The 23,344-nt window shown below is 61.2% G+C and carries 22 protein-coding genes and 1 pseudogene; 18 read left to right on the top strand and 5 right to left on the bottom strand.

Going from position 1 to position 23,344, the window contains the following annotated elements; genetic code table 11:
- Positions 1 to 32 precede the first annotated feature (32 nt).
- Both OZ411_RS10460 and OZ411_RS10455 read left to right on the top strand, forming a co-directional pair.
- Positions 33 to 746 (top strand): GntR family transcriptional regulator, encoded by a 714-nt coding sequence (locus OZ411_RS10460; protein WP_130576541.1) that lies wholly within the window; start codon positions 33 to 35, stop codon positions 744 to 746.
- Positions 747 to 773: 27 nt separating this feature from the next.
- Positions 774 to 1,748 (top strand): tripartite tricarboxylate transporter substrate-binding protein, encoded by a 975-nt coding sequence (locus tag OZ411_RS10455; protein ID WP_130576539.1) that lies wholly within the window; start codon positions 774 to 776, stop codon positions 1,746 to 1,748.
- 11 nt (positions 1,749 to 1,759) lie between these two features.
- Here OZ411_RS10455 and OZ411_RS10450 read toward each other — a convergent pair whose 3' ends face one another.
- Complete coding sequence (locus tag OZ411_RS10450; RefSeq protein ID WP_282527861.1) at positions 1,760 to 2,392, bottom strand: GntR family transcriptional regulator; 633 nt, start codon at positions 2,390 to 2,392, stop codon at positions 1,760 to 1,762.
- Between the two features lie 125 nt (positions 2,393 to 2,517).
- On the opposite strand from OZ411_RS10450, the gene bioB reads away from it, so the two are divergent.
- From bioB to OZ411_RS10430, 4 genes are read left to right on the top strand one after another with little or no spacing between them, the layout of a single operon-like run.
- Positions 2,518 to 3,528 (top strand): biotin synthase BioB, encoded by a 1,011-nt coding sequence (gene bioB, locus OZ411_RS10445; protein WP_282527860.1) that lies wholly within the window; start codon positions 2,518 to 2,520, stop codon positions 3,526 to 3,528.
- A 47-nt stretch (positions 3,529 to 3,575) separates the two neighbouring features.
- Positions 3,576 to 4,730: an 8-amino-7-oxononanoate synthase gene (locus OZ411_RS10440; RefSeq protein WP_282527859.1), complete on the top strand. Its 1,155-nt coding sequence runs from the start codon at positions 3,576 to 3,578 to the stop codon at positions 4,728 to 4,730.
- Positions 4,727 to 5,359 (top strand): dethiobiotin synthase, encoded by a 633-nt coding sequence (gene bioD, locus OZ411_RS10435; RefSeq protein WP_282527858.1) that lies wholly within the window; start codon positions 4,727 to 4,729, stop codon positions 5,357 to 5,359. The genes OZ411_RS10440 and bioD overlap by 4 nt, the downstream gene beginning before the upstream one ends.
- On the top strand, positions 5,356 to 6,645 hold the full coding sequence (locus tag OZ411_RS10430) for an adenosylmethionine--8-amino-7-oxononanoate transaminase (RefSeq protein WP_282527857.1): 1,290 nt from the start codon (positions 5,356 to 5,358) through the stop codon (positions 6,643 to 6,645). Before bioD ends, OZ411_RS10430 begins: the two co-directional genes overlap by 4 nt.
- A 39-nt stretch (positions 6,646 to 6,684) precedes the next feature.
- Here the strand turns inward: OZ411_RS10430 and OZ411_RS10425 are convergent, their stop codons facing one another.
- A complete protein-coding gene (locus tag OZ411_RS10425; RefSeq protein ID WP_282527856.1) occupies positions 6,685 to 8,187 on the bottom strand; it encodes a UbiD family decarboxylase in 1,503 nt (500 codons plus the stop codon).
- 117 nt (positions 8,188 to 8,304) lie between these two features.
- Between OZ411_RS10425 and OZ411_RS10420 the strand changes: the two genes are divergently transcribed.
- From OZ411_RS10420 to OZ411_RS10405, 4 genes are read left to right on the top strand one after another with little or no spacing between them, the layout of a single operon-like run.
- Positions 8,305 to 8,841, top strand: a complete 537-nt coding sequence (locus tag OZ411_RS10420; protein ID WP_282527855.1) for an SCP2 sterol-binding domain-containing protein — start codon at positions 8,305 to 8,307, stop codon at positions 8,839 to 8,841.
- Between the two features lie 2 nt (positions 8,842 to 8,843).
- Positions 8,844 to 9,821 (top strand): peptidase U32 family protein, encoded by a 978-nt coding sequence (locus OZ411_RS10415; protein WP_282527854.1) that lies wholly within the window; start codon positions 8,844 to 8,846, stop codon positions 9,819 to 9,821.
- Positions 9,822 to 9,877: 56 nt separating this feature from the next.
- Positions 9,878 to 10,825, top strand: coding sequence for a U32 family peptidase (locus OZ411_RS10410; protein ID WP_282527853.1), 948 nt, complete (start codon positions 9,878 to 9,880; stop codon positions 10,823 to 10,825).
- A 34-nt stretch (positions 10,826 to 10,859) separates the two neighbouring features.
- Positions 10,860 to 11,213 (top strand): hypothetical protein, encoded by a 354-nt coding sequence (locus OZ411_RS10405; protein WP_282527852.1) that lies wholly within the window; start codon positions 10,860 to 10,862, stop codon positions 11,211 to 11,213.
- A gap of 55 nt (positions 11,214 to 11,268) precedes the next feature.
- On the opposite strand, the gene OZ411_RS10400 is transcribed toward OZ411_RS10405, so the two are convergent.
- The gene (locus OZ411_RS10400) at positions 11,269 to 11,988 is read right to left on the bottom strand and encodes a Crp/Fnr family transcriptional regulator (protein WP_282527851.1); all 720 of its coding nucleotides are present in this window, start codon (positions 11,986 to 11,988) and stop codon (positions 11,269 to 11,271) included.
- Between the two features lie 187 nt (positions 11,989 to 12,175).
- Here OZ411_RS10400 and OZ411_RS10395 point away from each other — a divergent pair, with 187 nt between their 5' ends.
- The 6 genes from OZ411_RS10395 to OZ411_RS10370 all read left to right on the top strand — a co-directional run bounded on the left by OZ411_RS10395 (position 12,176) and on the right by OZ411_RS10370 (position 17,717).
- The gene (locus OZ411_RS10395; RefSeq protein ID WP_282527850.1) at positions 12,176 to 12,826 is read left to right on the top strand and encodes an alternative oxidase; all 651 of its coding nucleotides are present in this window, start codon (positions 12,176 to 12,178) and stop codon (positions 12,824 to 12,826) included.
- A gap of 506 nt (positions 12,827 to 13,332) precedes the next feature.
- A complete protein-coding gene (locus tag OZ411_RS10390) occupies positions 13,333 to 13,473 on the top strand; it encodes a hypothetical protein (protein ID WP_165420928.1) in 141 nt (46 codons plus the stop codon).
- A 173-nt stretch (positions 13,474 to 13,646) separates the two neighbouring features.
- Positions 13,647 to 14,573, top strand: a complete 927-nt coding sequence (locus OZ411_RS10385; RefSeq protein ID WP_130576523.1) for a lactate dehydrogenase — start codon at positions 13,647 to 13,649, stop codon at positions 14,571 to 14,573.
- Positions 14,574 to 14,793: 220 nt separating this feature from the next.
- On the top strand, positions 14,794 to 16,095 hold the full coding sequence (locus tag OZ411_RS10380) for a cytochrome c peroxidase (RefSeq protein WP_282527849.1): 1,302 nt from the start codon (positions 14,794 to 14,796) through the stop codon (positions 16,093 to 16,095).
- A gap of 127 nt (positions 16,096 to 16,222) precedes the next feature.
- Positions 16,223 to 16,891, top strand: coding sequence for a phosphate ABC transporter ATP-binding protein (locus tag OZ411_RS10375; RefSeq protein WP_282527848.1), 669 nt, complete (start codon positions 16,223 to 16,225; stop codon positions 16,889 to 16,891).
- Positions 16,881 to 17,717: an ABC transporter permease gene (locus OZ411_RS10370; protein ID WP_282527847.1), complete on the top strand. Its 837-nt coding sequence runs from the start codon at positions 16,881 to 16,883 to the stop codon at positions 17,715 to 17,717. The genes OZ411_RS10375 and OZ411_RS10370 overlap by 11 nt, the downstream gene beginning before the upstream one ends.
- An 82-nt stretch (positions 17,718 to 17,799) precedes the next feature.
- Here OZ411_RS10370 and OZ411_RS10365 read toward each other — a convergent pair whose 3' ends face one another.
- On the bottom strand, positions 17,800 to 18,183 hold the full coding sequence (locus OZ411_RS10365; RefSeq protein ID WP_245475590.1) for a hypothetical protein: 384 nt from the start codon (positions 18,181 to 18,183) through the stop codon (positions 17,800 to 17,802).
- A 572-nt stretch (positions 18,184 to 18,755) separates the two neighbouring features.
- A complete protein-coding gene (locus OZ411_RS10360; RefSeq protein ID WP_130576520.1) occupies positions 18,756 to 20,111 on the bottom strand; it encodes a glycosyltransferase family 4 protein in 1,356 nt (451 codons plus the stop codon).
- Between the two features lie 905 nt (positions 20,112 to 21,016).
- Here OZ411_RS10360 and OZ411_RS10355 point away from each other — a divergent pair.
- Complete coding sequence (locus tag OZ411_RS10355; RefSeq protein WP_130576518.1) at positions 21,017 to 21,889, top strand: hypothetical protein; 873 nt, start codon at positions 21,017 to 21,019, stop codon at positions 21,887 to 21,889.
- 341 nt (positions 21,890 to 22,230) lie between these two features.
- Positions 22,231 to 23,301: pseudogene (locus OZ411_RS10350) on the top strand (glycosyltransferase); the annotation flags it as partial.
- Positions 23,302 to 23,344 lie beyond the last annotated feature (43 nt).

Here is a 23,344-nt window from a genome sequence, read left to right as displayed (position 1 = left end):
TGAACCCGCAATAGAACGAAGGCATCTCGCAAATGGACCGACGCGCCGAACTGCAGTCCACGCTTCGCATCGAAGACGTCCCGACCGTCAGGAAGATGGTCGCACAAAAGCTGCGCGAGGCGATAATGTCCGGCACGCTCAAACCCGGCCAGCGGCTGGTCGAGCGCGAGCTGTGCGAGATGATGGGCGTCAGCCGCCCCTCGATCCGGGAAGCGCTGCGGCTGCTGGAGGCTGACGGGCTGGTCAACACCATCCCCCACCGCGGCCCGGTGGTCAGCCGGATCAGCCTCGAGGAGGCCCGGCAGCTCTATGCCGCCCGTGCGGTGCTGGAGGGATTTGCAGGCCGCGAATGCGCCCGTCTGCACGATCCCGAAGTGGTGCGCCGGATCGGCGATGCTTTGACCCGGCTGAAGACGGCGGCCGCGAAACAGGACCTCACCGGGTGTCTCGAGGCCAAGACCGACTTCTACGGCGCGCTGATCGGCGGCTGCCGCAACGCCTTTATCGAGCGCATGCTCAAGCCGTTGCATGACCGGATCACGCTGCTGCGGATCACCTCGATGTCGCAGCCGAAGCGGATCAACAAGAGCTTGCGCGAGGTCACGGCGATCTGGCGCGCGATCCAGAGCGGAGACGAGGAACTCGCCGAACGCTGCTGCGTCGATCATGTCAAGGCGGCGGCTGTCGCCGCGCTCGACATGATCGAGCGGACATCGGCCAAGGAAATGACGCTTCCCGACCCATAGGCGAAGCGCAAAGGGAGGGAGTGCGTGATGATGTCTTTGGTACGATCGCTGATCCTGCTTCTGCTGCTGTCACCATGCGCGACGGCATTCGCGCAGGACTATCCCTCCCGCCCGATCACCATGATCGTGCCCTTCTCGGCCGGCGGTCCTGGTGACGTGATTGCGCGAATTCTCGGCAGCGCAATGAGCGCGACACTGAAGCAGTCGATCGTGATCGAGAATGTGGTCGGCGCCGGTGGCACGCTGGGCACTAACCGTGTCGCCAAGGCGCCGCCTGACGGCTATACGCTGCTGCTGATGCATGTCGGTCAGGCGACCGCTCCGTCGCTCTACGCCAAGCTTCCGTTCGATCCGGTCGGCGACTTCGCCATGATCGGCCTCGTCACCGACGTGCCGATGATCCTGGTCGCGCGGCCGAACTTTCCCGCCAAGGATCTGAAGGAATTGGTCGGGCGGATTCGCAGCGACGGCGACAAGATGACGTTCGGCAATGTTGGCCTCGGCTCCGCCTCGCAACTCTGCGGCCTGATGTTCATGAGCACGACCGACACCAAGCTCACGTCGGTCTATTACAAGGGCGGTGGGCCAGCGCTCAACGACGTCATCGCCGGCCATATCGATGTCTATTGCGATCCGGCTACAGGGCCTACGCCCTATATCCAGTCTGGCACCATCAAGGGCTATGCGATCACCAGCAAGAAACGCGTCGCGACGCTGCCGGACGTTCCGACTTCGGCGGAAGCCGGCATTCCCGCGTTCGATGTGACCACCTGGTATGCCCTCTATGCGCCCCGCAACACTCCGAAGCCGGTGGTCGACGTGCTGGTCAGCGCCCTGCAGACGGCCCTCAAGGACCCGCCACTCGTCAGCCGCTTTGCTGAGCTCAGCATGACCCCGGTCGAAACCGAACGCGCAACTCCCGAAGCGCTCGAAGCTTTCCTGAAGGCCGAGATCGACAAATGGGCGCGGATCATCAAGGCTGCGGGAATCGAGCCACAATAGGACACTTCCGCTCACGAGGCGGGAATTGCGAGGCGCTCGATGGTTTGGATGTGACGGGCGAGCAGACCACAGGCCTGATCGAGATTGCGCGCTCGCAGCGCTTGCAGGATCAAGCGATGATCCTGATTGGACCGCGGTCGCCAGCCGGCATTACGCGCCAGTGCGAACACCAAGCGCGAATTTGCAAGCTGCAAACCGTCGAGGCTGGCGAGCAGTCGCGGCATCGCACAGGGCGCCACCAGCGCGTGGTGAAAGGCGCGGTTGGCAGTCTCAAAGTCCTGGATCGTCTCAGCGTTGTCTCCCTCAATCAGCGCCAATTCGATCCGCGCCAAATGAGCTGACGTCAATTTCGGCGCGGCGTTCCGCAACGCGACGACTTCGAGCGCTGCACGCATCTCGGCAATTTCCTTCACGGAGTTGGTATCGAGCGGCGCAACGCGCACACCGCGACGGGGCACAGCGACAACAAGATGTTGAGCTTCCAGTTGCCGGAACGCCTCGCGTACCGGGACGTGGCTTGAACTGAATTCCCGCGCAATGTGGTCCTGCCGGAGCGGCGCATCCGGCTGCAATGCGCCGCTGATGATGCGCGCCCCGATTGACTCGGCAATGCGCCCCGCTGTCGTTGTGTTCTCGTCGGCCATCATAGATTATCTATCATAAAAACGAGTGCATTTGCGTACGGCCTCGGCTAGCGTTGGTCCAAAGACCAGTATCATAGATAAAACTCAGGATTATCTATGATAATATCCAAGAGAGGGCAAGTCCTATGGTGCATGCCGTAGAAGCGAAAGAGGGCGACAGCCGCAACACCGAAGCGGTCCGCACCGACTGGGACCGCGCAGAGGCCGAAGCGCTCTACGCCCTTCCCTTTCCCGACCTGATCTTTCGTGCCCAGAGCATTCATCGCAAGCATTTCGATCCGAACCATGTCGAAACGGCGAGCCTGCTCAGCATCAAGACTGGCGGCTGTCCGGAAGACTGCGGCTACTGCTCACAGAGCGCACATTACGACACCGGCCTGAAGGCCACGCGCCTGATGGACCACGCGGATGTGATCGCAACCGCTGAGCGCGCCAAGGACGCCGGCGCCACCCGCTTCTGCATGGCCGCCGCCTGGCGCAATCCGAAAGACCGTGACCTCGAGAAGGTCTGCGATATGGTCAGCGCGGTGAAAGGCCTCGGCATGGAGACCTGCGTCACGCTCGGCATGCTGACGCCGGGCCAGGCCGCGCGGCTCGCCGAAGCCGGGCTCGACTTCTACAATCACAATGTCGACACGTCGCCCGAGTTCTACGACAAGATCATCACCACCCGCACCCTGCAGGATCGCATCGATACGCTGACACACGCGCGCGACGCCGGCATCAAGGTCTGTTGTGGCGGCATCATCGGCATGGGTGAACGCGTTGATGACCGGCTGGGTATGCTGGTTCTGCTCGCCAATCTGCCTGTTCATCCGGAGAGCGTGCCGATCAACCTCTGGAACGAGGTCAAGGGCGTCCCGGTCAACGACATCGCCGAGCGACCCGATCCGATCGCGCTGGTGCGGCTGATCGCGGTCGCCCGCATCCTGATGCCGAAGAGCGTGGTGCGGCTCTCCGCTGGACGACAGTACATGACCGACGAGCTGCAGGCACTCTGTTTCCTCGCCGGCGCTAACTCGATCTTCATCGGCGACGTCCTCCTGACCACCAAGAACCCGCAGCGCGATCGCGATGCGAAGTTGCTGCAGCGGCTCGGCATGACATCCCGGCTTGGCCAGAGCCACGTCGCTTAGTCTGCTGTCAACTCGCCCAACTGATTGCTTGTCCGGGACTCGAGGCAATGAACGCAATCCATACGGACAAGACTGTCAGCTATCACACCGCCTTGCAGGCCTTGAAGGACGATGACCGGCTGCGCGGCCTCAAGCCGCGTGCAGGTATCGATTTCGTGTCGAACGACTATCTTGCACTGGCGAGCGCGCCGCGCATGAGGAACGCCGTCGCAGCCGCACTCGAGGCAGGCACACCGATCGGAAGCGGCGGGTCACGGCTTCTGCGCGGAAATTGCGAGGAGCATGAACAGCTCGAGGCAGAGGCTGCCAGGTTCTTCGGAGCCGAGACGACGCTATTTTTCGGCGGCGGATATCTGGCAAACTTTGCGCTTCTGACAACGTTGCCGCAACGAGGCGACCTTCTCGTCCTCGATTCTCTCGTTCACGCGAGTATTCATGAAGGAGCACGCGCTGGCCGGGCCGGATTTTGCGAAAGCGCCCACAATGATCCGCAGTCGATTGAAGACAGGATTCGCGACTGGCGGGCAAAAGGCGGAACAGGCCGCGTTTGGATCGTGGTCGAAAGCATCTACAGCATGGACGGCGATTTCGCGCCGCTTGCGGAACTCGTCGCGATAGCAGACCAGTACGATGCATTCCTGATCGTGGATGAGGCTCATGCCACCGGCGTCTACGGTGCGCAGGGTCGAGGACTGACCGCCCCCTATGAGGGGCGCGAAAACCTGATCGTCATTCATACCTGCGGCAAGGCACTGGGTGCAGCCGGAGCAATCGTCACTTTGACCCGCGTGCTGCGCGACTTCATGGTCAATCGTTGCCGTCCGTTTATCTTCGCTACCGCTCCGTCACCCCTGATGGCTGTTGCTGTGCAGGAGGCGCTATCAATCCTGCAGCAGGAACCTGACCGGCAGCAACGTCTGGCCAGCCTGGTCGCGTTCACGCATCGAGAGCTCGCCGTGCGCGGCAGCCGAAGTCCTTCACGCTCGCAGATCGTGCCCTATATCGTTGGCGACAATGCCCGTGCGATGGCTTTGGCGGCTGCGTTGCAGGCTCGAGGCTTTGACATCCGTGGAGTCCGACCGCCAACCGTACCGGCAGGCACGGCACGGTTGCGGATCTCTATAACCCTCAACGTCGGCGAAGATGATGTGCGGGCAATGCTCGATGCCCTGTCCGAAGAGACAAGGGCCACGTCCCCATGAGCGAGCGGATCGTGGTGACTGGCACGGACACCGGGATCGGCAAAACAGTCTTCGCGGCAGGACTCACCGGTTTCCTCGGCGCCAAATATTGGAAGCCTGTTCAAGCGGGTCTCGACGAGGAGACTGATTCTGAGCACGTCGCGCGGCTGGGCGGCCTCTCCTGCGATCGCATCGTGCCAGAGCGTTACCGTCTTAAGACACCCGCTTCGCCCCATCTGGCTGCCGAGATTGACGGACTTGGCATCGATACGGAGTCGCTCCACGTGCCTGATACCGGCAAGTGTCCGCTTGTGATAGAGGGCGCTGGCGGGCTGCTGGTGCCGCTTAGCCGCAGCGAGCTGTACATTGACATCTTTGCGCGCTGGCAGCTTCCGGTCCTGCTTTGCGCGCGCACTGCGCTCGGCACCATCAATCATTCGCTGCTGTCGATCGAAGCGCTGCGACATCGTAGGATCGATGTTCTCGGGATTGCATTCATTGGCGACGAAAACACCGATACCGAGACCACGATCTGCAGGATCGGACGGATACGGAAGCTTGGACGATTGCCCTGGCTTTCCCCTCTAAGCCCGGACGCGCTGCGGACCGCCTTCGAAGGCTCATTTAACCGCGACGATTTCAAGCCATGATGCACGAAAAGCAGTCCCGCATCTGGCATCCATTCACGCAACACGCGCTGCAGGGCGCGATGACGAAGGTTGTGCGCGGAGAAGGCGCCTATCTCTATACCGCAGACGACCGTCGTATTATCGATGCAATCGCGTCCTGGTGGGTCGTGACCCACGGCCACTGCCATCCGCACATCGTAAGCGCCATTCAGAAGCAGGCGGAGCAGCTCAACCAGATTATCTTTGCTGGCCATACCCACGAACCGGCGGAAGAGAGCGCTGCGCTGCTTCTGAAATTGGCCCCCCGTGGCCTCGATTACGTCTTTTTTTCCGACAGCGGCTCGACCAGCGTGGAGGTCGCGCTGAAAATGGCGCTCGGCTACTGGCACAACATCGGCGAGCCGCGCTCGCGCATTGTCGTGATGCAGCACTCCTACCACGGCGACACGGTGGGTACGATGTCGGTCGGCGCACGAGGTGTATTCAACGCGGCATATGAACCGTTACTGTTCGACGTCACCTCAGTGCCGTTTCCGGAACGCGGTCGCGAACAGGCAACGCTTGATGCGCTCGAAGCTGCGTGTCGCAACGACAATCCGGCCGCGTTCATTGTGGAGCCGCTGATCCTGGGCGCGGGCGGGATGCTGATGTATCCAGCCTGGGTGCTGAGAGAGATGAAGCGGATCTGCGAGGCATCTAATGTCCTGTTCATTGCCGATGAAGTCATGACCGGTTGGGGCCGGACGGGGACATTGTTCGCGTCTGAGCAGGCGGACGTGTCGCCCGACATCGCCTGCTATTCCAAAGGCCTCACTGGCGGATCGCTTCCGCTCGCCGTGACACTCTGCCGCGCCGATATCTTTGACGCCCACTATTCGAAAGATCGCGCGCGCACGTTCTTTCATTCGAGCTCATACACGGCCAATCCGATCGCGTGCGCCGCCGCGAAAGCGAACCTGGATCTTTGGCAAGAACCGGAAGTTCGAAAGCGCATCGCATCCGTGGCAGCAATGCAAGAAGAAGGAATTGAATCGTTTCGCGCGGACGCACGCTTCAACAACGTTCGCCGGGTCGGCACCATCACCGCGCTTGATTTGGCAGTCCCCGACGGGGGCTACCTCGCTGACATTGGTCCGAAGCTTCAAGCCTTTTTTCGCGACCGAAATCTCTTGCTGCGGCCGCTCGGCAATACGATCTACGTTATGCCGCCTTATTGCGTCACAGCGGCCGACCTCAATGAGATCTATGTCGGCATCAGCGATGCCGCCGATGCGCTAGTCTCTGGGAAGTCAGCTGGGATTTCTTGAGGACACTATAGCCAGCATCGCGTCGAAGATCGGCAAGGCTTATCCACCGAGACCCAGGACCGGCCACATGGCGTCGACGCGTGCCACCACGTCTGGGTCCATGGTCAGCACCTCGCCCCATGCACGCTCGGTTTCCGGCGGCATCTTTGTCGTTGCATCGATTCCGAGTTTGCCGCCAAGACCTGGTTTTGGCGAGGCGAAGTCGAGATAGTCGATCGGGGTATCGGCAAGCGTGACGAGATCACGCGAACTGTCGCTGCGCGTAGCAACCGCCCACATCACGGAACGCCAGTCGCGGATATCGATATCGCCATCGACGACGATGAGAAACTTGGTGTAGGTGAGCTGGGGCAGCATTGACCACAGCCCGAGCATCACGCGCCGCGCCTGCCCTGGATAGCGCTTGGAAATGGCCGCAACCGCGATCCGGTAAGAACACGCTTCCGGCGGGAGCCAGAGGTCGATAACTTCCGGAAACTGCTGTTGTACCAGAGGCAGGAACAGATGATTGAGCGCCTCGCCGATGCGGGACGGCTCGTCCGGCGGACGTCCGGTGAAGGTCGAGAGATAGATCGACTTGCGCCGCCGGGTCACCGCCGTCACGCGCAACACAGGAAACTCCTCGACGGAATTATAATAGCCGGTGTGGTCGCCATAAGGACCCTCGGGCGCCGTTTCCGTCGCGGACACATAACCCTCGATGACGATTTCGGCCGTGGCGGGCACCGAGAGCGGAACGGTGATGCAGCGGACCAGATCCAGCCGCTGCCCGCGCAGCATGCCAGCCAGCCGCAGTTCGGAGATCGCTTCCGGCGCAGGCAAGACCGCAGCCAGGATGGTCGCAGGATCGGCGCCGATGACGATGGCGACCGGCATGTCCCGGCCAAGCCTTTTCCACTGATCGTGGTGACGGGCACCGCCGCGATGCGGCAGCCAGCGCATGATGGCGCTGTCGCGGCCCAGCACCTGTATCCGGTAGACTCCCATGTTGTCCTGGCCCAAAGCGGCGGGCTCGGGCGGCGCAGTCATGACCAGCGGCCAGGTGATCAGGGGCGCCGGCTCTCCGGGCCAGCAGACCTGGGCCGGCAAAATGCCGAGGTCTATGGCGTCGCCGGTTGCGATACATTCCTGCACCAGCGCCGCTGAAATCGTGCGCGGCCGGGTCGCCAGCGCGGCCCTTGCAAGGGGAAGCTTGCGCCATGCGTCGATCAGGCTTTGCGGCGGCCGGGGCGCGCGCAGTTCGGCCATCAGTTCGCCAAGCTCCCTCAGCCGGTCCGGCCGCACGCCAAATCCCCAGGCCACCCGTTCGATCGTACCGAAAAGATTGGTCAGCAGCGGCATATCCGAAGGAGCCCCATCCGCCCTCACCGGCTGTTCGAACAGAAGGGCCGGTCCTTCCGCGCGAAGAACGCGACGATGGATTTCCGTGATGTCGTGCACCACCGACACCTTCTCGCGAATGCGTCGCAATTGCCCCTTGCTCTCGAGAAAAACCAGGAAGTCGTGCAGTTCCTGAAAATTCGGCACGTCGCGACGTAACAAGAGGCTTCTCCTTAAGACACAGAGACTCCTATGCAGCAAAATTCCAGGTCTTCTTTGTTCTTGCACAAACAACGCTCGTGATCATCGCTCTATCCTGACGGAATGAACTTTTCGAAAATGACCTCGCCTGCGCCGTCACCGTTGCCGGTGCCTCCATTGCTGGCGCTTGCTGTGCGCCCGTTGCCGCTGTTGCCGCTTCAGACTGTACTCACGGTCGTGCTGCTTCGCATTTGCAGGGAACATCCGAGGATGTTCGACAGGCTCGGCGAGCATGCCCGAAAACGATTTGGCATCAAGCCGACCGATCTGCCCTTTGGCTTTCTGCTCGAGCCCGCCCCTTCCCGCCCGCGGCTGTCGGTGGTGCGCAACCTGCCGGATGATGTTGACGCTCGGATTTCCAGTCCGTTAGCCGGGCTATTTGGTCTGATCGAAGGCAGCCTTGACGGCGATGCATTGCTGTTTTCGCGCGACCTCGTGGTGGAAGGTGATGTCGAGGCGGTGCTCGCGCTTCGCAACGCGATTGATGACGCGCAACTCGACCCGGTGGCGGAGATCGCCAGCATATTCGGACCACTGGCCGAACCATTGAAACGCACGCTGCAAATTGCTCGAACGGTGGCCGGCGCCTCAAATCGATCGCACAAAGGGATTTGACGATGGAGCTGATCTGTCCCGCGGGCACACCAGCCGCATTGAAGACCGCGATCGACGCCGGAGCCGATGCGATCTATTGCGGCTTCAACGACGAGACCAATGCACGAAACTTTCCGGGTCTGAATTTCAGCCGCGCCGAACTCTCCGATGCGATCGCGCTTGCACATCGCCGCGGCGTGAAGGTCCTGGTCGCCATCAACACATTCCCGCGCGCGGGCGCCGTCAGTCTCTGGCATCGGGCGATAGACGACGCTGTTGCGGCCAAAGCTGACGCGCTAATCCTGGCCGATGTCGGCCTGCTGGAATATGCAGCTCGCCGCCATCCTGCCCAACGCTTGCACGTCTCGGTGCAGGCGGCCGCCGCCAACGCGGATGCCATGGCTTTTTACGCCGAGACATTCGGCGCCCGTCGCGTCGTCTTGCCCCGCGTCCTGAGCGTCGCGGAAATAGCTGGCATCGTCCGCGAGATCACCTGCGAGACCGAAGTGTTCGTCTTCGGCGGCCTTTGCGTGATGGCTGAAGGCCGCTGCTCGCTGTCGTCCTATGCCACCGGGCAGTCGCCGAACATGCAGGGCGTATGTTCACCCGCAAGCCATGTCGCCTATGAGCAGGAGAACGGCAGGACGAAGTCGCGCCTCGGTGGATTCACGATCAACAGCTTCGAGATCGGTGAAGCCGCCGGCTATCCGACGCTTTGCAAAGGTCGCTTCACGACCAAACACGGCACCGGTTACATCTTCGAAGATCCCGTGAGCCTTGACGCTGCAACCTTGCTTGCCGGGCTGCGCGACGCCGGCGTTACGGCGCTCAAGATCGAAGGGCGCCAGCGCGGCCGAGCCTATGTCGAGGGTGTCGTGCGGCACTTCCGTCAGGCTCTCAACGCGCTGGACTCCGGCCTGCCGATCGATGCCGGGCAACTTATGCCATTCACGGAAGGTCAGGCTACGACCGTAGGTGCCTATCGCAAGACCTGGAGGTGAACGTCCCAGCCGTCTTTGTTGAATGACTAGAGAAAACCGACCGGAGGAATGGTTTCATGCAGCTCAGCCTCGGCCCAGTTCTTTATAATTGGGCGCCGGAACGCTGGCGCGACTTCTACTTTCGCATTGCGGACGAGGCGCCGGTCGACACCGTCGTGATTGGAGAGATCGTCTGCTCGAAGCGATCGCCCTTCATCGCTCCACATCTGCCTGCGGTCGTTGAGCGGCTCCGCGCCGCCGGAAAACAAGTCCTGCTCGGCTCCCTGATCCTGACCTCGCTGCCGCGCGAGCGGCGGCAGATGGCCGAGCTCGTCAACACGGCAGAGCTCCTGGTCGAGGTGAACGATCTGACCTGTCTCAAGCCACTTGTCGGTCGCCCTCATGCGATCGGTCCGTTCATCAACATCTATAACGAGGCCAGCGCCGCGTTCCACGCCCAGCGTGGCGCGACAAGACTCTGCCTCCCGCCGGAGCTGCCGATGTCTTCGATCGCGGCGATTGCTGCCGCGCTTCCCAGCGTCCTGATCGACATATTCGCCTTCGGTCGGGTGCCTCTGGCAATCTCCGCCCGCTGCTATCACGCGCGCCTTCACAAGCTGACAAAAGACAATTGCCAGTTCGTCTGCGAGCGGGACCCGGATGGATTGATGCTGAAGACGCTGGATGGCGCCGACTTCCTGACAGTCAACGGCGTTCAGACCCTGTCGTCCACCTGCGCCAACCTGCTGGGCGACGCCGATGCCTTGAGCGAAGCCGGCGTCGGGTCATTTCGCCTGTCGCCGCAGGATTGCGACATGGTCGCGGTCATCAGCATCTTCCGCGCAGTCCTTGATGGCCGGGAGGATGCGGAGAGCGGAACGCGAGGTCTTGCGCAACTTTATCCGGACGTGCCCTTTTCCAACGGGCTTCTCCACGGAGTGGCCGGCTTTCTCTCCGTGGCACCCGACGCCCGCACCAACCAGCGACCCGGATTCCGTGAGCCGATCAAACCGCACATGCTCTAGCAACACATGCTCTAGCAACCTTTTGGGGCCCCATATGGCGATTGCAGCACGGCGCCTACCGCAGGACGGAACCATCGATGTCGTCAACCGGCTGCGGCATGTTCTCACGCAGGTTAACTTGGACTGCACGTGTCAGGATTCTCTGGCTGGGGCCCTCGATCGATTTGCGATGCTTGAAAAGCGCCGCTTCTCCCGGCGGCAGCTTGTCCAGGCACGCGACTGCAGAAATCAAATCGCTGCCTTTCTATCGCTTCTATCGGAGCTTGACGCGCTTACCGAGAGCGAACCTGACCGGACCGTGTTCAGAGAAATGGAGCTCGTATTTTCCGAGATCGTCGATTGTGCCTTCGCCGGAGTGTTGGCATTGAGGCAAATCGCAACGGAGTAGGCAGCCACCCGCACCAGCGGAACGTGAATGCTAGATTTGGACCGCAAGGCCCGAACTATTCCTCCTCGTCCGCGATGGCCACGAGAGCATGCGGCTTGCACAGGACCACGCGGCACCGCCCGCAACTGACGATGCCCCGCTCTTCCCAGGCGCTAAGCGTCCTGCTGACGGTATGCAGGGTGGTCCCGACCATTTCGGCGAGGTCACGGCGGGACAGCGGAAACGCGATCTCGATGCCGCGCGCCGTGCGGCGCCCCGACTGGTGCGCCAGACGAAGAAGGGTATGACCAATCCGACGCTCGACCCGTTCGGTCGACAGTTCACGCACACGGATCTGCATCTCGTGATACCGCTGGCCCAACAGCGTGAGGGCGTTGATGGCAACGACGGGATAACGCTCCATGATCTGTCTGACAATGGCGCTCGTCCAGCCGATCAGATGACTATCGTCCACTGCGGTCACCGTGCCGGGATGGGTATCACTGCCCACAAGTGCCGCGTAGCCCGCAACCTCTCCCGGACCAAGATAACGGATGATAATCTGCTGACCGTCCTGGGCCATCTGCGACGCCCGCAACCGGCCCGCAATCACGACAAAAAGGGACGTTGTGCGGTCGCCCTGTTGAAACAGGATATCGCCGGCGGCGAGACGCCTTCGTCCCGCTGAAGCTTGAAGGAATCGGAGCGCGTCTGGAGGAGTCCCCTGGAACAGTTCGGTCCGGGCGAAAAGATCGAGGTCCGGAGAGTAATCCATGCCGCCGACTTCATGCTGCACATCTGGCGGTGTACCTCCGCTGTCACATAGTAGTGTGCGGCAACGCCCTCCAATTTGCGCCAGCGCAAATAGTTGGATCGATTATTCCCAATAATACCAAGGCTTGTCATACAAGAGGAAAGCCCCTGCCCGCCGACCCAAAGACGGGGCGACTGATGCCGAGGCGTACCCCAATACGGGATCGAAAATGCTGCTCGTCAACAAGACGGATCTGTTTCGACATCGCGTGCCAGACACCCTGGCTGACCGAATTGCGCTGGGCATCGTGCGCGCGGGCACATCGATAGCCGGCGCCCTCTTTGGCGGTCGATACGGCCATCGTGTCGTTGTGCTCGAGACCGTAGCCGCGGTCCCGCCGATGGTCGCCGCAACGTTGCTGCATCTCAAATGCCTGCGCCTTATGCTCGACGATCGCGGCTGGATCCGGACCTTCATGGACGAGGCGGAGAACCAGCGCGTTCATCTGATGTCGTTTATTGCGCTGGCTCAGCCTCGCGCCTGGGAACGTATCCTGATCGCCATCGCGCAAGCGGCATTCTATAATGCTTTTTTCATTCTCTACTTGATATCCGCCCGGACAGCGCATCGCCTGGCCGGATATTTCGCCGAGCAAGCGGTCCGGGGTTACTCGGAATATCTCATTCGGCTCGGATCTGATGATCGCAGCAGCGATGCGGCACCCGCATCGGCCATCGCGTACTGGGATTTGCCATCCGATGCGGATGTCACTGACATGATCCTCGCCATGCGCGAGGATGAGGCCATCCACCGCGACCTGCACCATGCCTTCGCCGACGCGCTGGCGGCAGGTCAGGCATTTCCACGCGGCAACGCCTGAGGCGATTTTTCTGGCTCAGTTGGTGACCCTGCGAAAAGGAACGGGAAATGGCGCGACGAACCGATCTGCCCCTTGTGTATTCCTGCTCTGGCTGTTCAAGCGCTGCTCAACTGGCGAACCATCTCGCCATTCGACTGGATCGAACCGGGAAAGCGGAAATGTCCTGCATCGCAGGGGTCGGAGGCGACGTTCCTTCGCTTGTACGAGTTGCGACCTCGGGGCGGCCAATAGTCGCGATCGACGGCTGCGCGCTCAAATGTGTTCAGAGTTGCCTGACGCGACACGGTGTCCAAGCAGCAAGCCATTACGATCTCACGCGGTTCGGCGCAAAGAAGCGATTCAGGATGGATTTTGATCCTGCTCAAGCTGACCAGCTATTCGAACGCATCGTCGACGATCTGTCACAGCGATTCACTGCCGCAGAGGCCTCCGAGAGGTTCGCCGAGAATCGTACGTAGTTCCAGCTTTCCGCCTCGGCCGGTCAAATGCGGATGCGGCTATTCGCCGTGGGTCCACTCACCCGCGCCGCGTTCTGCGAGATCATTGCGATTCCCGATATCCGCACTCAATGCGCCACGCTCGCCGCCCTGCTCGCCACCCGAGACGAGGAACGGCAGTTCGAGCGTATCGGCGCGCAATCGCCTTAGCTGGTGAATTCATCCGCACGACGGACTGTCGTCTGCCTCATGCGTTGGCCTTTCAAATAAGCACGACACTTGCGATGAAGCACCGGTGCACTCGCTTTATAGCTCGGCACGCTGCCACTATACTCATGTGGCGGAAGGGCCTTTGTCCGATACCTGCGCAGGAGCAATAGAGCATGCGGAAAGTCGGAATTGTCGGGGCCGGCGCGGTCGGCGCCGCCTGCGCGATGGCGCTAAGTCTTCGGCGCAGCGCGGACGAAGTCGTCCTCGTGAACAGAACACCGGCAAAGAGCGTCGGGATCGCCACGGATATCACCTATGGAGCGGCGATCGGCGACGTGACCGCCGTTCGCAGCGGCGACATCGCCGATCTGACCGGTTGCTCGGTCGTTCTCCTCACTGCCGGCGTCAACGAAAAGACCGGAGGCGCAACCGACCGGAGCGACAAGGAAGGCCGTCTGAAGCTCCTCACCGCCAATGCCAAGATCTACAGGGAACTGGTTCCTGCCATCGTCGCTGCCGCGCCGGATGCCGTGATCATTGTCGTCACCGATCCGCCGGACCCGCTCACCGATGTCGCCCGCGACGCTGCCGGGCATGAACGCGTGTTCGGCACCGGTACGTTCCTTGACAGCCTGCGCTTCCGGACTCATCTTGCCCGTCACTTCGGCGTTGCTCCAACCGCCGTAGATGCTCTCGTGCTCGGCGAACACGGCACTTCGAGCGTCTTTCTCTGGTCCTCCGCCCGAATTGCAGGCAGTCCGGTCGAGACACTTTTCGATCGACCGGCGGAAACGAAAGTGCAGATTGAACGGGATGTCCGGCAGGCCAACATCACGATCATCGAGGGGATCGGCGCCAGCCAGTACGGGATCGGAATCGTATCCGCCCGGATCGCCGAGGCGGTCCTCGGGGATGAGAAGGTTGTTCTTCCGGTGTCGAGCCCCCAAAAAGCATTTGAGGTCAGCCTCTCCCTGCCCTCCGTGATCGGAGCAGCCGGTGTCGAGCGCGTTCTCACGCCGCAGATGAGCCGGCAGGAACAGGCAGCGCTACGCGCGAGCGCGCAGCACATCGCGGACGCGTCTGCCCGTCTGAAGCAGTAGAACGATCGCTTCCGGGCCGTGCGTTCGTTCGGACAAACCTGCGTGCGGATCGGAAATACAGGCCACCGCCACACGTTTACCGCAATAGCGGTGCCTTGCGAATGCCGAAGGGACGGCCGACCGCCCGCAAGGTCGTGCCTCGCCTCCTCGCGAGGACGAAGTTGTCCTGAATCCACCTTCTTTGGAATATCTGCTCAGCGCAACGGCAAAGGCATATCGGATGCGCGCCACGTCATTCGCGGCCTTGTTACTCCTGTTGCCTACTCTGTCGGCGACTGCGGCTTCGACCGTCAGCGAAGATACCGGACCACCGCCGGCGCTGGAGCCGGGCAAGGCACCCCCACTGCCCCAGCAGGGGCCGCTCGCTGAGCCCCGCTCGTCAAATCAGGTCGGCTTTCCCGCGGCGCTGACGGCATCGGCTATCCCACCAGCCAGCCCGCTTACGCCTGCCGCGGTTGCGTTGGGTGAGAAGCTGTTCTTCGACGGCCGGCTGTCGGATGACGGCACCGTCGCGTGCGCCACATGTCACGATCCGGCGCGCGCCTTCACCGATGGACGGCCCGTGTCGATCGGAATCCATGGCCGTGCCGGACAACGCAATGCTCCAACCGTGCTGAACGCACTTTATAACAAGACGCAGTTTTGGGATGGCCGGGTCGACACGCTGGAGCAGCAAGCGGCCCTGCCGATCACCAACCCGTTCGAGATGGGTTCGTCCAGTATCGCCGCTGCCGTGTCCAGGATCGCTGGCGACAAGGACTATCAAGTGCAATTCATGCAGGCCTTCGGCCGCGACGTGAACGAACAGGACCTGCTGCGCGCGATCGCGACCTATGAACGGACACTGGCGTCTTTCGATTCTCCGTTTGACCATTTCATCGCCGGAGACGCCGGCGCTATCAGCGACTCGGCTAAACGCGGCTGGGAATTGTTCAATACCAAGGCACGCTGCAACCTTTGCCACGCCTTGGCGGACAACAAACGCGACGTGACTGTCTTTACCGACAACGACTTCCACAACATCGGCATCGGAATCCTCCGGCACCACGTAGGTCCCTTGGCGCAGCAGGCGGAACGCGAGCTTGCGCAAGGACGCCTGCCGGATGTCGACGCCGCGGCGATCGCGAGCGAGATGTCGGTCCTGGGACGTTTTCTGATCACGAAACGGCAGAGCGACATCGCCGCATTCAAGACGCCTGACTTGCGCAATATACTGGTGACGGGGCCCTACTTCCACGACGGATCGATGCAAACCTTGTGGGACGTCGTCGATCACTACAACAAGGGCGACGGCCGCGCCGACCCCTGGCTCGACGAAGACATCCAGCCGTTGGCCATGACGGAGGCCGAGATTGATGATCTGGTCGCGTTTCTTGCCTCGCTGACTAGTTCTCCATACAAGGAGGCCAGCGACCACGAATATGCGCGGCAACTCGCGTTATCCAGGGTTGATCGCCCACAGCGAGACACCGCGCGGGCTTTCGGCCCGAAGCCATCGCAGCCGAAGCCGCCACCATTTTGATGGATCAGCGCATTGCGTCGAAAGAGGCCCCGTGACGAACCCTGCCCTATCGAACGATCCTGACGACGCGACCGCGTTCGCGCGCGCATCCCGCCAAGGCGAGAACCGTCCTCAGCCAGCGATTGCGATGCTGGAAACCAGGCATCTGTCGCGGAGCGTCGGACAACGGCTGCTCGTCAATGACATCAGTGTACAAGTCTGTGCGGGTGAGATTCTCGCCGTCGTCGGCGCGAGCGGGGCCGGGAAGTCATCGTTCCTGCGGCTGCTCAACCGGCTGGACGAGCCTACGGCCGGCACGGTTCTGCTGACGTCTACGGACTACCGGTCAATTGCGCCGCAGGAGTTGCGGCGGCGCGTCGGCATGGTCATGCAAACGGCCTTTCTGTTTCCCGGCACAATCTCTGCGAACATCGCTTTCGGACCGCGCCAGCGCGGGGAAGTCATGGCGCCGACGCAGATCGCAACGCTGCTCGAGCGAGTCGGCTTATCCGGATTCGCCGACCGTGATGTCGGCAACCTTTCCGGCGGCGAGGCCCAGCGCGTGGCGCTGGCTCGAACGCTGGCGAATGCTCCTGAGGTTCTGCTGCTCGACGAGCCGACCTCCGCGCTCGATGAGGCGTCCGTGCGCGGGGTCGAGGAGCTCATTCTCGGCATCATCCGAGAACGGCGAATGGCCTGCGTGATCGTCACGCACAACCGTGAGCAAGCCATCCGTCTCGCGGACAGAACCATGATCATGGAAGCGGGCCGACTTGTCGCGATCGGCGCAACCAGGGAGGTGCTGCATGCTGACTGAGTTGGAGAGCAGCATAGGCAGCGAAGTGTTGATGGGCCTTGCCCAAGCCGCCGGCGCCATCGCGCTGTGCGCCGCCGTGGTGGCGCTTTGCCGGTGGCACGCCGTCCGCGTCGAGCGCGAGGCCGCCGTATCGATGGCACGTGGACTCATACAGATGGTTCTCGTTGGGATGGTGCTGGCGGTGTTGCTCCAAGGCAGCTTGCTGATCGGCACTCTTATCCTGCTGATGATGACGGTCGCCGCGGCATTCACGGCAGCTCGCCGCCTCCAGAAAATGGAAGGCGCGCTGCTGCTGTGCTTCTGGGCGATCGGCGCCGGCGCCGGAACCGTGATCGCGGCGATGCTGGTGACCCGGAGCCTTCGGGCCGACATCGCGATCCTCGTGCCTGTCGGCAGCATGATCATCGCCAATGCGATGAATGCATGCGCGCAGGCGGCCGAGCGCTTCCGGGCCGAGATCGTCGCCCATGTCGGACAGATCGAGGCAAGCCTCTCGCTGGGCGCAGAGCCCGCCGTTACGGTTACGCCTTATCTTCAGAGCGCGGTCTATGCGAGCCTTCTGCCTCGGCTCGATATGCTGAAGTCTCTCGGTTTGGTGTGGATCCCCGGGGTCATGGCCGGCATGATGGTCTCCGGCGCGAGTCCGGTCTACGCCGCCATCTACCAATTCGTGGTCGTTGCCATGATCCTGGCTGCGTCGGGGATTACCGGCCTCGTCGCCACCCTTCTCATGCGGTCCCGCGTGTTTACTTCAGCGGCACAGTTGGCGCTTCGGCCTGCGGAAGCGTCAACGTCGAGCCCTACGGCGACGCGGGCTCATCCGTAAGCCGGGCAGGCTCGGTCATCGCGCCCCCTGCGCGAACTCGTTCGGTCATGTCAGCACAAGTTGGTCGAACTGCGCGGTCGATTCAACTCATGCTGCCCGGCATGAAGCATCGCGGTTTCGGATGACCATCTTGATAGTAGGGCCACACCATCGTCCGCCCCGAGAGGTTCGGCCCATCTACGACAGCTTCCCTGGGAACGTCGACCCATTCGCCATCGATGCGCACCCGATAGTGACCATCCTTGCTTTCCCAATCGGCGTCATCGACGCGCTTCGCATCTGTGCCGTCACAGCATGGGCCCTTGCCGCTGTGCAAGCTCTCATACCAATGGTTCAATTCGGGGTGCCCAGAATCGTGAGCGCGGGCGGACCCGAATGCAAAAATTGACAGCACGACAGCAAGAATAAGAAGCGCTGGCTGCTTGCAATCCGTACTCATTCCACGACCAATCTGTGCTGCGATCATATCCGATACCCAACTCCAGTATGCTGGTCGCGAAGCTCGCAAATCACGTGCCACCAGATCACCGGTGCAGCATTAATTTTGATCTCCGCGATGATTATTTTGCGGGCAGGCCGATCGCACCTAGAGTCCTCTCGTTGCGATCAAAAACGTCGCGGCGCAGCGATCGGTGACGAACGCTGCGAACGCCTCCCTATGCCGGCCACATCATTGTTCTGCTGTTCGTGGAGATATGACCGACGATGTCCACGTCAATTATATGATTTTTCTCATACCATCACGTTGCCGAGAGTAGTCACACTCATCGCGCCTGACTTCGCTGGGTTGTCTGCGCATACGGCGATGTTCGTAGTCGCTCGCGATCGATTGATCGTTCAGGGCCGTCATCATCACGCCTGTGTCACCGCGAGGACGAACTTCTCGAAATAGGTGTGCCGTCGATGAGCCAAACGTAGCAACATGCCTGCGACCGCTCTCAACCGTTTCGGACGGCCTGCACAGATAAAGGTCGACGTCGCCATTTTCGACGCATCGGAAAATAGATGTCTTGGATAGAGTCCCGCGTGCCGCGCGGCCTACGAAAGGCCAGCGCCCTCTTCGCCTGACATTCCCAATCCCGCCGCGGCGGACGATTTCCGGGAAGCACGCTTGGTGCCTTTCGACAAGTCTGACGGCGAGCGCCCCGGCCAAAAGTTCCGCGCTGACGGCACCGAGGGCGCCCTCAAATCGAGAAGGCGACGCATTCGCGGTATGCAGACCTGCTCTGCGTCATAGTGATCGATGACGAAGCGGCGGGCGGCCTGCCTCATCGACGAGAACTTCGCGGGTTCCTGCAGCGCTTCAATCACGCGTTCGGCGAGCTCATCGACCGCAAAAAATGGAACCAGCAAACCATTCTCGCCGGAACTGATGACTTCGCGCACCGGCTCCGTATCAGACCCAATCACCAAACAACCGGCGCTCATAGCTTCCAGCGCCGACCAGGACAGCACGAAGGGATAAGTCAAATAGACATGTGCCGATGATACCTGGAGCGCTGAAATGAATGTCTGATATGGGACGCCTCCCATGAAATGAACGCGCGACAGATCCAACTGATCGCGGACCTCGTCGAGAAAGATCGACTTCCAGGTCTTGCCGGCCGGCGGAGGAAGTCCATACGATAATCCATCCCTGCCGATGATGACGATCTGCGCGTTGGGCCGCCGCCTGAGGATTTCGGGGAGAGCACGCATGAAGACGTGGTAGCCCCTGAGCGGTTCGAGATTGCGTACGACAAACGTCACAATCTCATCCGACGAACGTACTTCCCGGCCATTCGGCAGCATCAGGCGCGCCCGCGGATCTGGCCGCACGCGCGATGTATCAATTCCTTCATGAATCACTTCGATCTTGCTTTGATAATGCGAGGGAAAGGTCGATTGCTGCCAAGTGGTAGGCGAGATTCCGAGGTCGCAATCTGCCAGCGCCAGCAATGTCGTCGCATTCTTCAACTGCAGTCCGATATGACCATCCAGTCCGGACATCGGAAATTCCGGATCGAATCCGATGTCCCGCCCCTCGGCGCCGTAAAAGAACTCGCAATAGACGAACAATCTTGCCTTGGGGAACATCGTGCGCAGTGGCAGGGTCTCTCCCCATCCCGGGTGGGCCAGAATCAAGTCCGGGGCGAAGCCCGACGCCGCCAAGGTCGAAAGACTGTAAAGCACTTGCTCAGCGCGGCGGCACTCAAGGTCGAATCGCCTAGCGAAAGGATGGGTTCCGGAAACATCTGCTTCGGGGAGCATATATTTAATCAACTTAACCGAAGGCATCGGCTGCGCGCTCGATGCACCGACAGCAACGAGCTCGAAGCCGGGTTCGTTAGCCAACGCAGCCGCCAGATTGCGGTACTGTGCCGGGAAGTTATTGTGAACGAATAAAATCTTCATCGACGATGCTGTCGCCTGTCTGCTTCAAGCAGTACGATCAATCGAGAACGGACTGAAGCTTGCGCGTCGTGTTTATAGCAAGAATTTCCTGCAGCGAACCATCAATCGCTAATCGCCGAACGATAGTTCGGCATTCGCACTATGTGGTGACAAAGTTCCCTATGATTAGAATGCTGCAATTCTGCATCAGCAAAAAGCTTTCGTTCCATCTGACATCTTCCTGCCCCAAAATTCGTCGATTAGTCGCAACTCCATGCAACTTTTGGTTTTGCTTTGGGCATCCAAATGTTGAAACTCAGTGTAGTCTCAGGAATGCAAGGGCAAGCGTGTGGGCAACGCTATGAAATTCAAACGACCTCCTTCCGACCGCCAACCGCAAATCCGGCATCTCGATCTGTGCAGCGCTGAGAACATCGCCGACTCCATCGCACTGCTGAGAGATGAAAACGACAGGCTCCGCCGGATGGTGGCATTATTGAGTGCAGAGACTGAGTACATCCGTCGCTCTCTCTCGTCGTCAGGATCCACTCATTGGCGCTCGTCCTCACGCTTGAGGGCGCTTCCTTGACTTGCCTTTGCTGACGGAGCAGGTGTCTTGCTGTGGATAACCGGCTTGGCGCTTCGGCAAGGCCGAGTTGGCAGTCACATCATTCTCGCCTCAAGCGTCTTGGATGGCTCTCGCCGCTGCCTTTCGGCGCGCCGGAGCACGTCTGGTTGCAACACCCAAGACTGAAAGGCGAAAAATCGTGAACTGCGATCTTTGGTTGCATGGCCTGCTTAGCCACATTTGCCCCGAAGTTTGTTGAGTTCACGATAACAAACATGTCTAACTTTTGGGCGACCACATATGATATGCTCGCTAACCGAAGTAGATTACAATTGTTACGATTTGTTCGGGGGTTTTGATGAGCGACGCTGAGCAGCAGAAAGTGGTGAACCTCGACCGCGGACTGTTCTTCGTGAATTACAGGAGTGCCGAAGACTCCCTCTCTCCACCTCATGTTACGGTCGCACCGGCGGTAGGCCACGAAAGGCGGATGGAGATCATCCTGCACCCTGATGCGACCGAGCCAACCCTTTGGGAGCCGAATTCCGGCTTGGTGGTCCGAGTCAACACGCCCGGCACTTTGCAGGTCCAAGTCCAGCCCATGCGACTTGGAGGATCGCAAGCCGCCGTGGTTCGCATTGAACCGATCCAATCCGGCCGAGCCCACGTCGTCACGGCGCAAAGCGAAAGCCTGGGCTTGCATGCCAATGCCACGACGGAAGGCCTGAAGGTGCTTGGCCACGTGGCGGGTCGCGGCGACGTCACTGTCGGACCCAACGCATGGATTGCAGGTCCAACGGCACCGTCCCGCGTGGAAGGGGTGGCCCTGGAATGGCCGGAGAAGCCGGTCGGTCTTGATATCCGCTATGCGGTTCAGTTCGCCAACGGTCAGGCCGGGAGCGGCAGAATGGTCCCGCTCGGCGCCTACGCCGGTACACGCGGGCGGGCCCTGCCCATTACGGGCGTGGTCCTGGAAATGAGCGGCACCGACGAATTAGAGTTCGTCGCGGAGGCAGGGTTCTTGAACGCACCGACCTTGCGCGCGGTCGGCAAACGCGTGGTGCTGTCGGGTCCGACCAATCGCGAACCTCTCGTTGGCATTCGCATTGGCATCGAACGGATTGCAGCCGCGGAACAGGTCGCAGCGCCTGCGAAGCCGCGAAAGCCTGCCGGTTCGGGGCGGGTCCGTGTGTTCCGCAGCCGGCCGCGCCAAGAGAGTCCGGTTACCTGAAGCGATCCGGACACTGAGACTTCGGAGCGCCGGCAAGCGACCGCAATCGGTCAGGGCACGGTTAAATGGTTCTCGGCACCGTCATTGACGCCCCAGCGCTCGTCGGACCTCGCTCACATATCGCGCTCGAGCGCCTGGCGGCGCAGGCGCTGACCGCTCAAGACTTTATCACAGCGTTCAAATATGCGGATCGACGCTGCCGTATTGAACCGCCGCCGGCCGCCCATTGCTTCATTCTCCGCGCGGAGGCGAACTGGAAGCTTGGACGCGGCGAAGCGGCGCTCGCCGACCTCACCGAAGCGCTTCTTGTCGACCCTTCCGACGTCGGCGCCAACCGTCGAATGCTTGCCTGGGCCACGGACGATCGGCGGCGGGGCGCGGCTGCCAATCTGATAAGCCGTGACGGCAATCCGGCCATCCTGCGAGCTGCCATCGCTGAGCTCCGGCGTGCTGGGGATCGGCACTGGGCCGCCTGCTCGGTGTTTGACAATCACGTGACAGGCTGGGTCGCCTGGACCAAGGCGGCCACAGTCGAAGCGAGCCTTGCGACCGAAGACGGCACGTTAACGAGCCTGCTCGAGCCCAACTCATTTCATCCCTTGGCCAGCAGGGACGTTCAGGCGACCGCCTTTCTCGTTAGGCGGCCACCATCCAGGACCCCTCAGACGCTGACGTTGAAATGCGATGGCGAGATCTTCCAGATCCGGCGGCTCGCACCCAACCTGTCGCCGCCGGCGCGGGTCCGAGCACACGCGCATCCCTCCGCTCGGCCAAGGCCTCGCACCTCCGCCCCCACCGTCATCGTTCCCGTCTATCGGGACGTACAGGCAACGATCGACTGCTTTGAAAGCCTCGTTAAGGCAAGAGCTTCGGGTGCGTCGAGAAGCGAGCCGTTCCGCATTCTGGCCGTCGATGATGCCAGCCCCGAGGTGGAGTTGCGGCGCTATCTCCAAGAGCTTGCCGCGGCCGACACGATCGACCTTGTTGTGAACGCGGTAAACCTTGGCTTCGTCGGAGCGATCAATCGTGCGCTGGAGGAGGTGCCGACGGGCGACGTCGTGTTGCTGAACTCCGACACCGTCGCAGCACCCGGCTTTGTTGATCGATTGGCGGCCGTGGCGCGTTCGGCACCCAACATCGGGACGATCACGCCGCTTTCCAACAACGGTGACATCTTTTCGTTCCCGATGCCGAATGACGTCAATCCGATGCCGAGCTATGAGCAAATACTCGAGATCGATCGTATCGCGGGTGTTGCCGACGCCGGCGATGCAATCGACGTGCCAAGCGGCATCGGGTTTTGTCTCTATATCACGCGCGCCTGTCTCGATGCCGTAGGCGGGCTGTCGGAAACGTTTGAGCGCGGCTATCTCGAAGATGTCGACCTCTGCCTTCGCGCGCGCGCCAAGGGCTTTCGCAATGTTTGCGCGCCGTCGGTCTATGTCGGGCATCACG

This window comes from Bradyrhizobium sp. Arg237L (assembly GCF_029990105.1).
Lineage (GTDB): Bacteria > Pseudomonadota > Alphaproteobacteria > Rhizobiales > Xanthobacteraceae > Bradyrhizobium.
The sequence above is the reverse complement of the archived record's forward strand: the minus strand, read 5'-3'. Positions and strand labels throughout refer to the sequence as shown.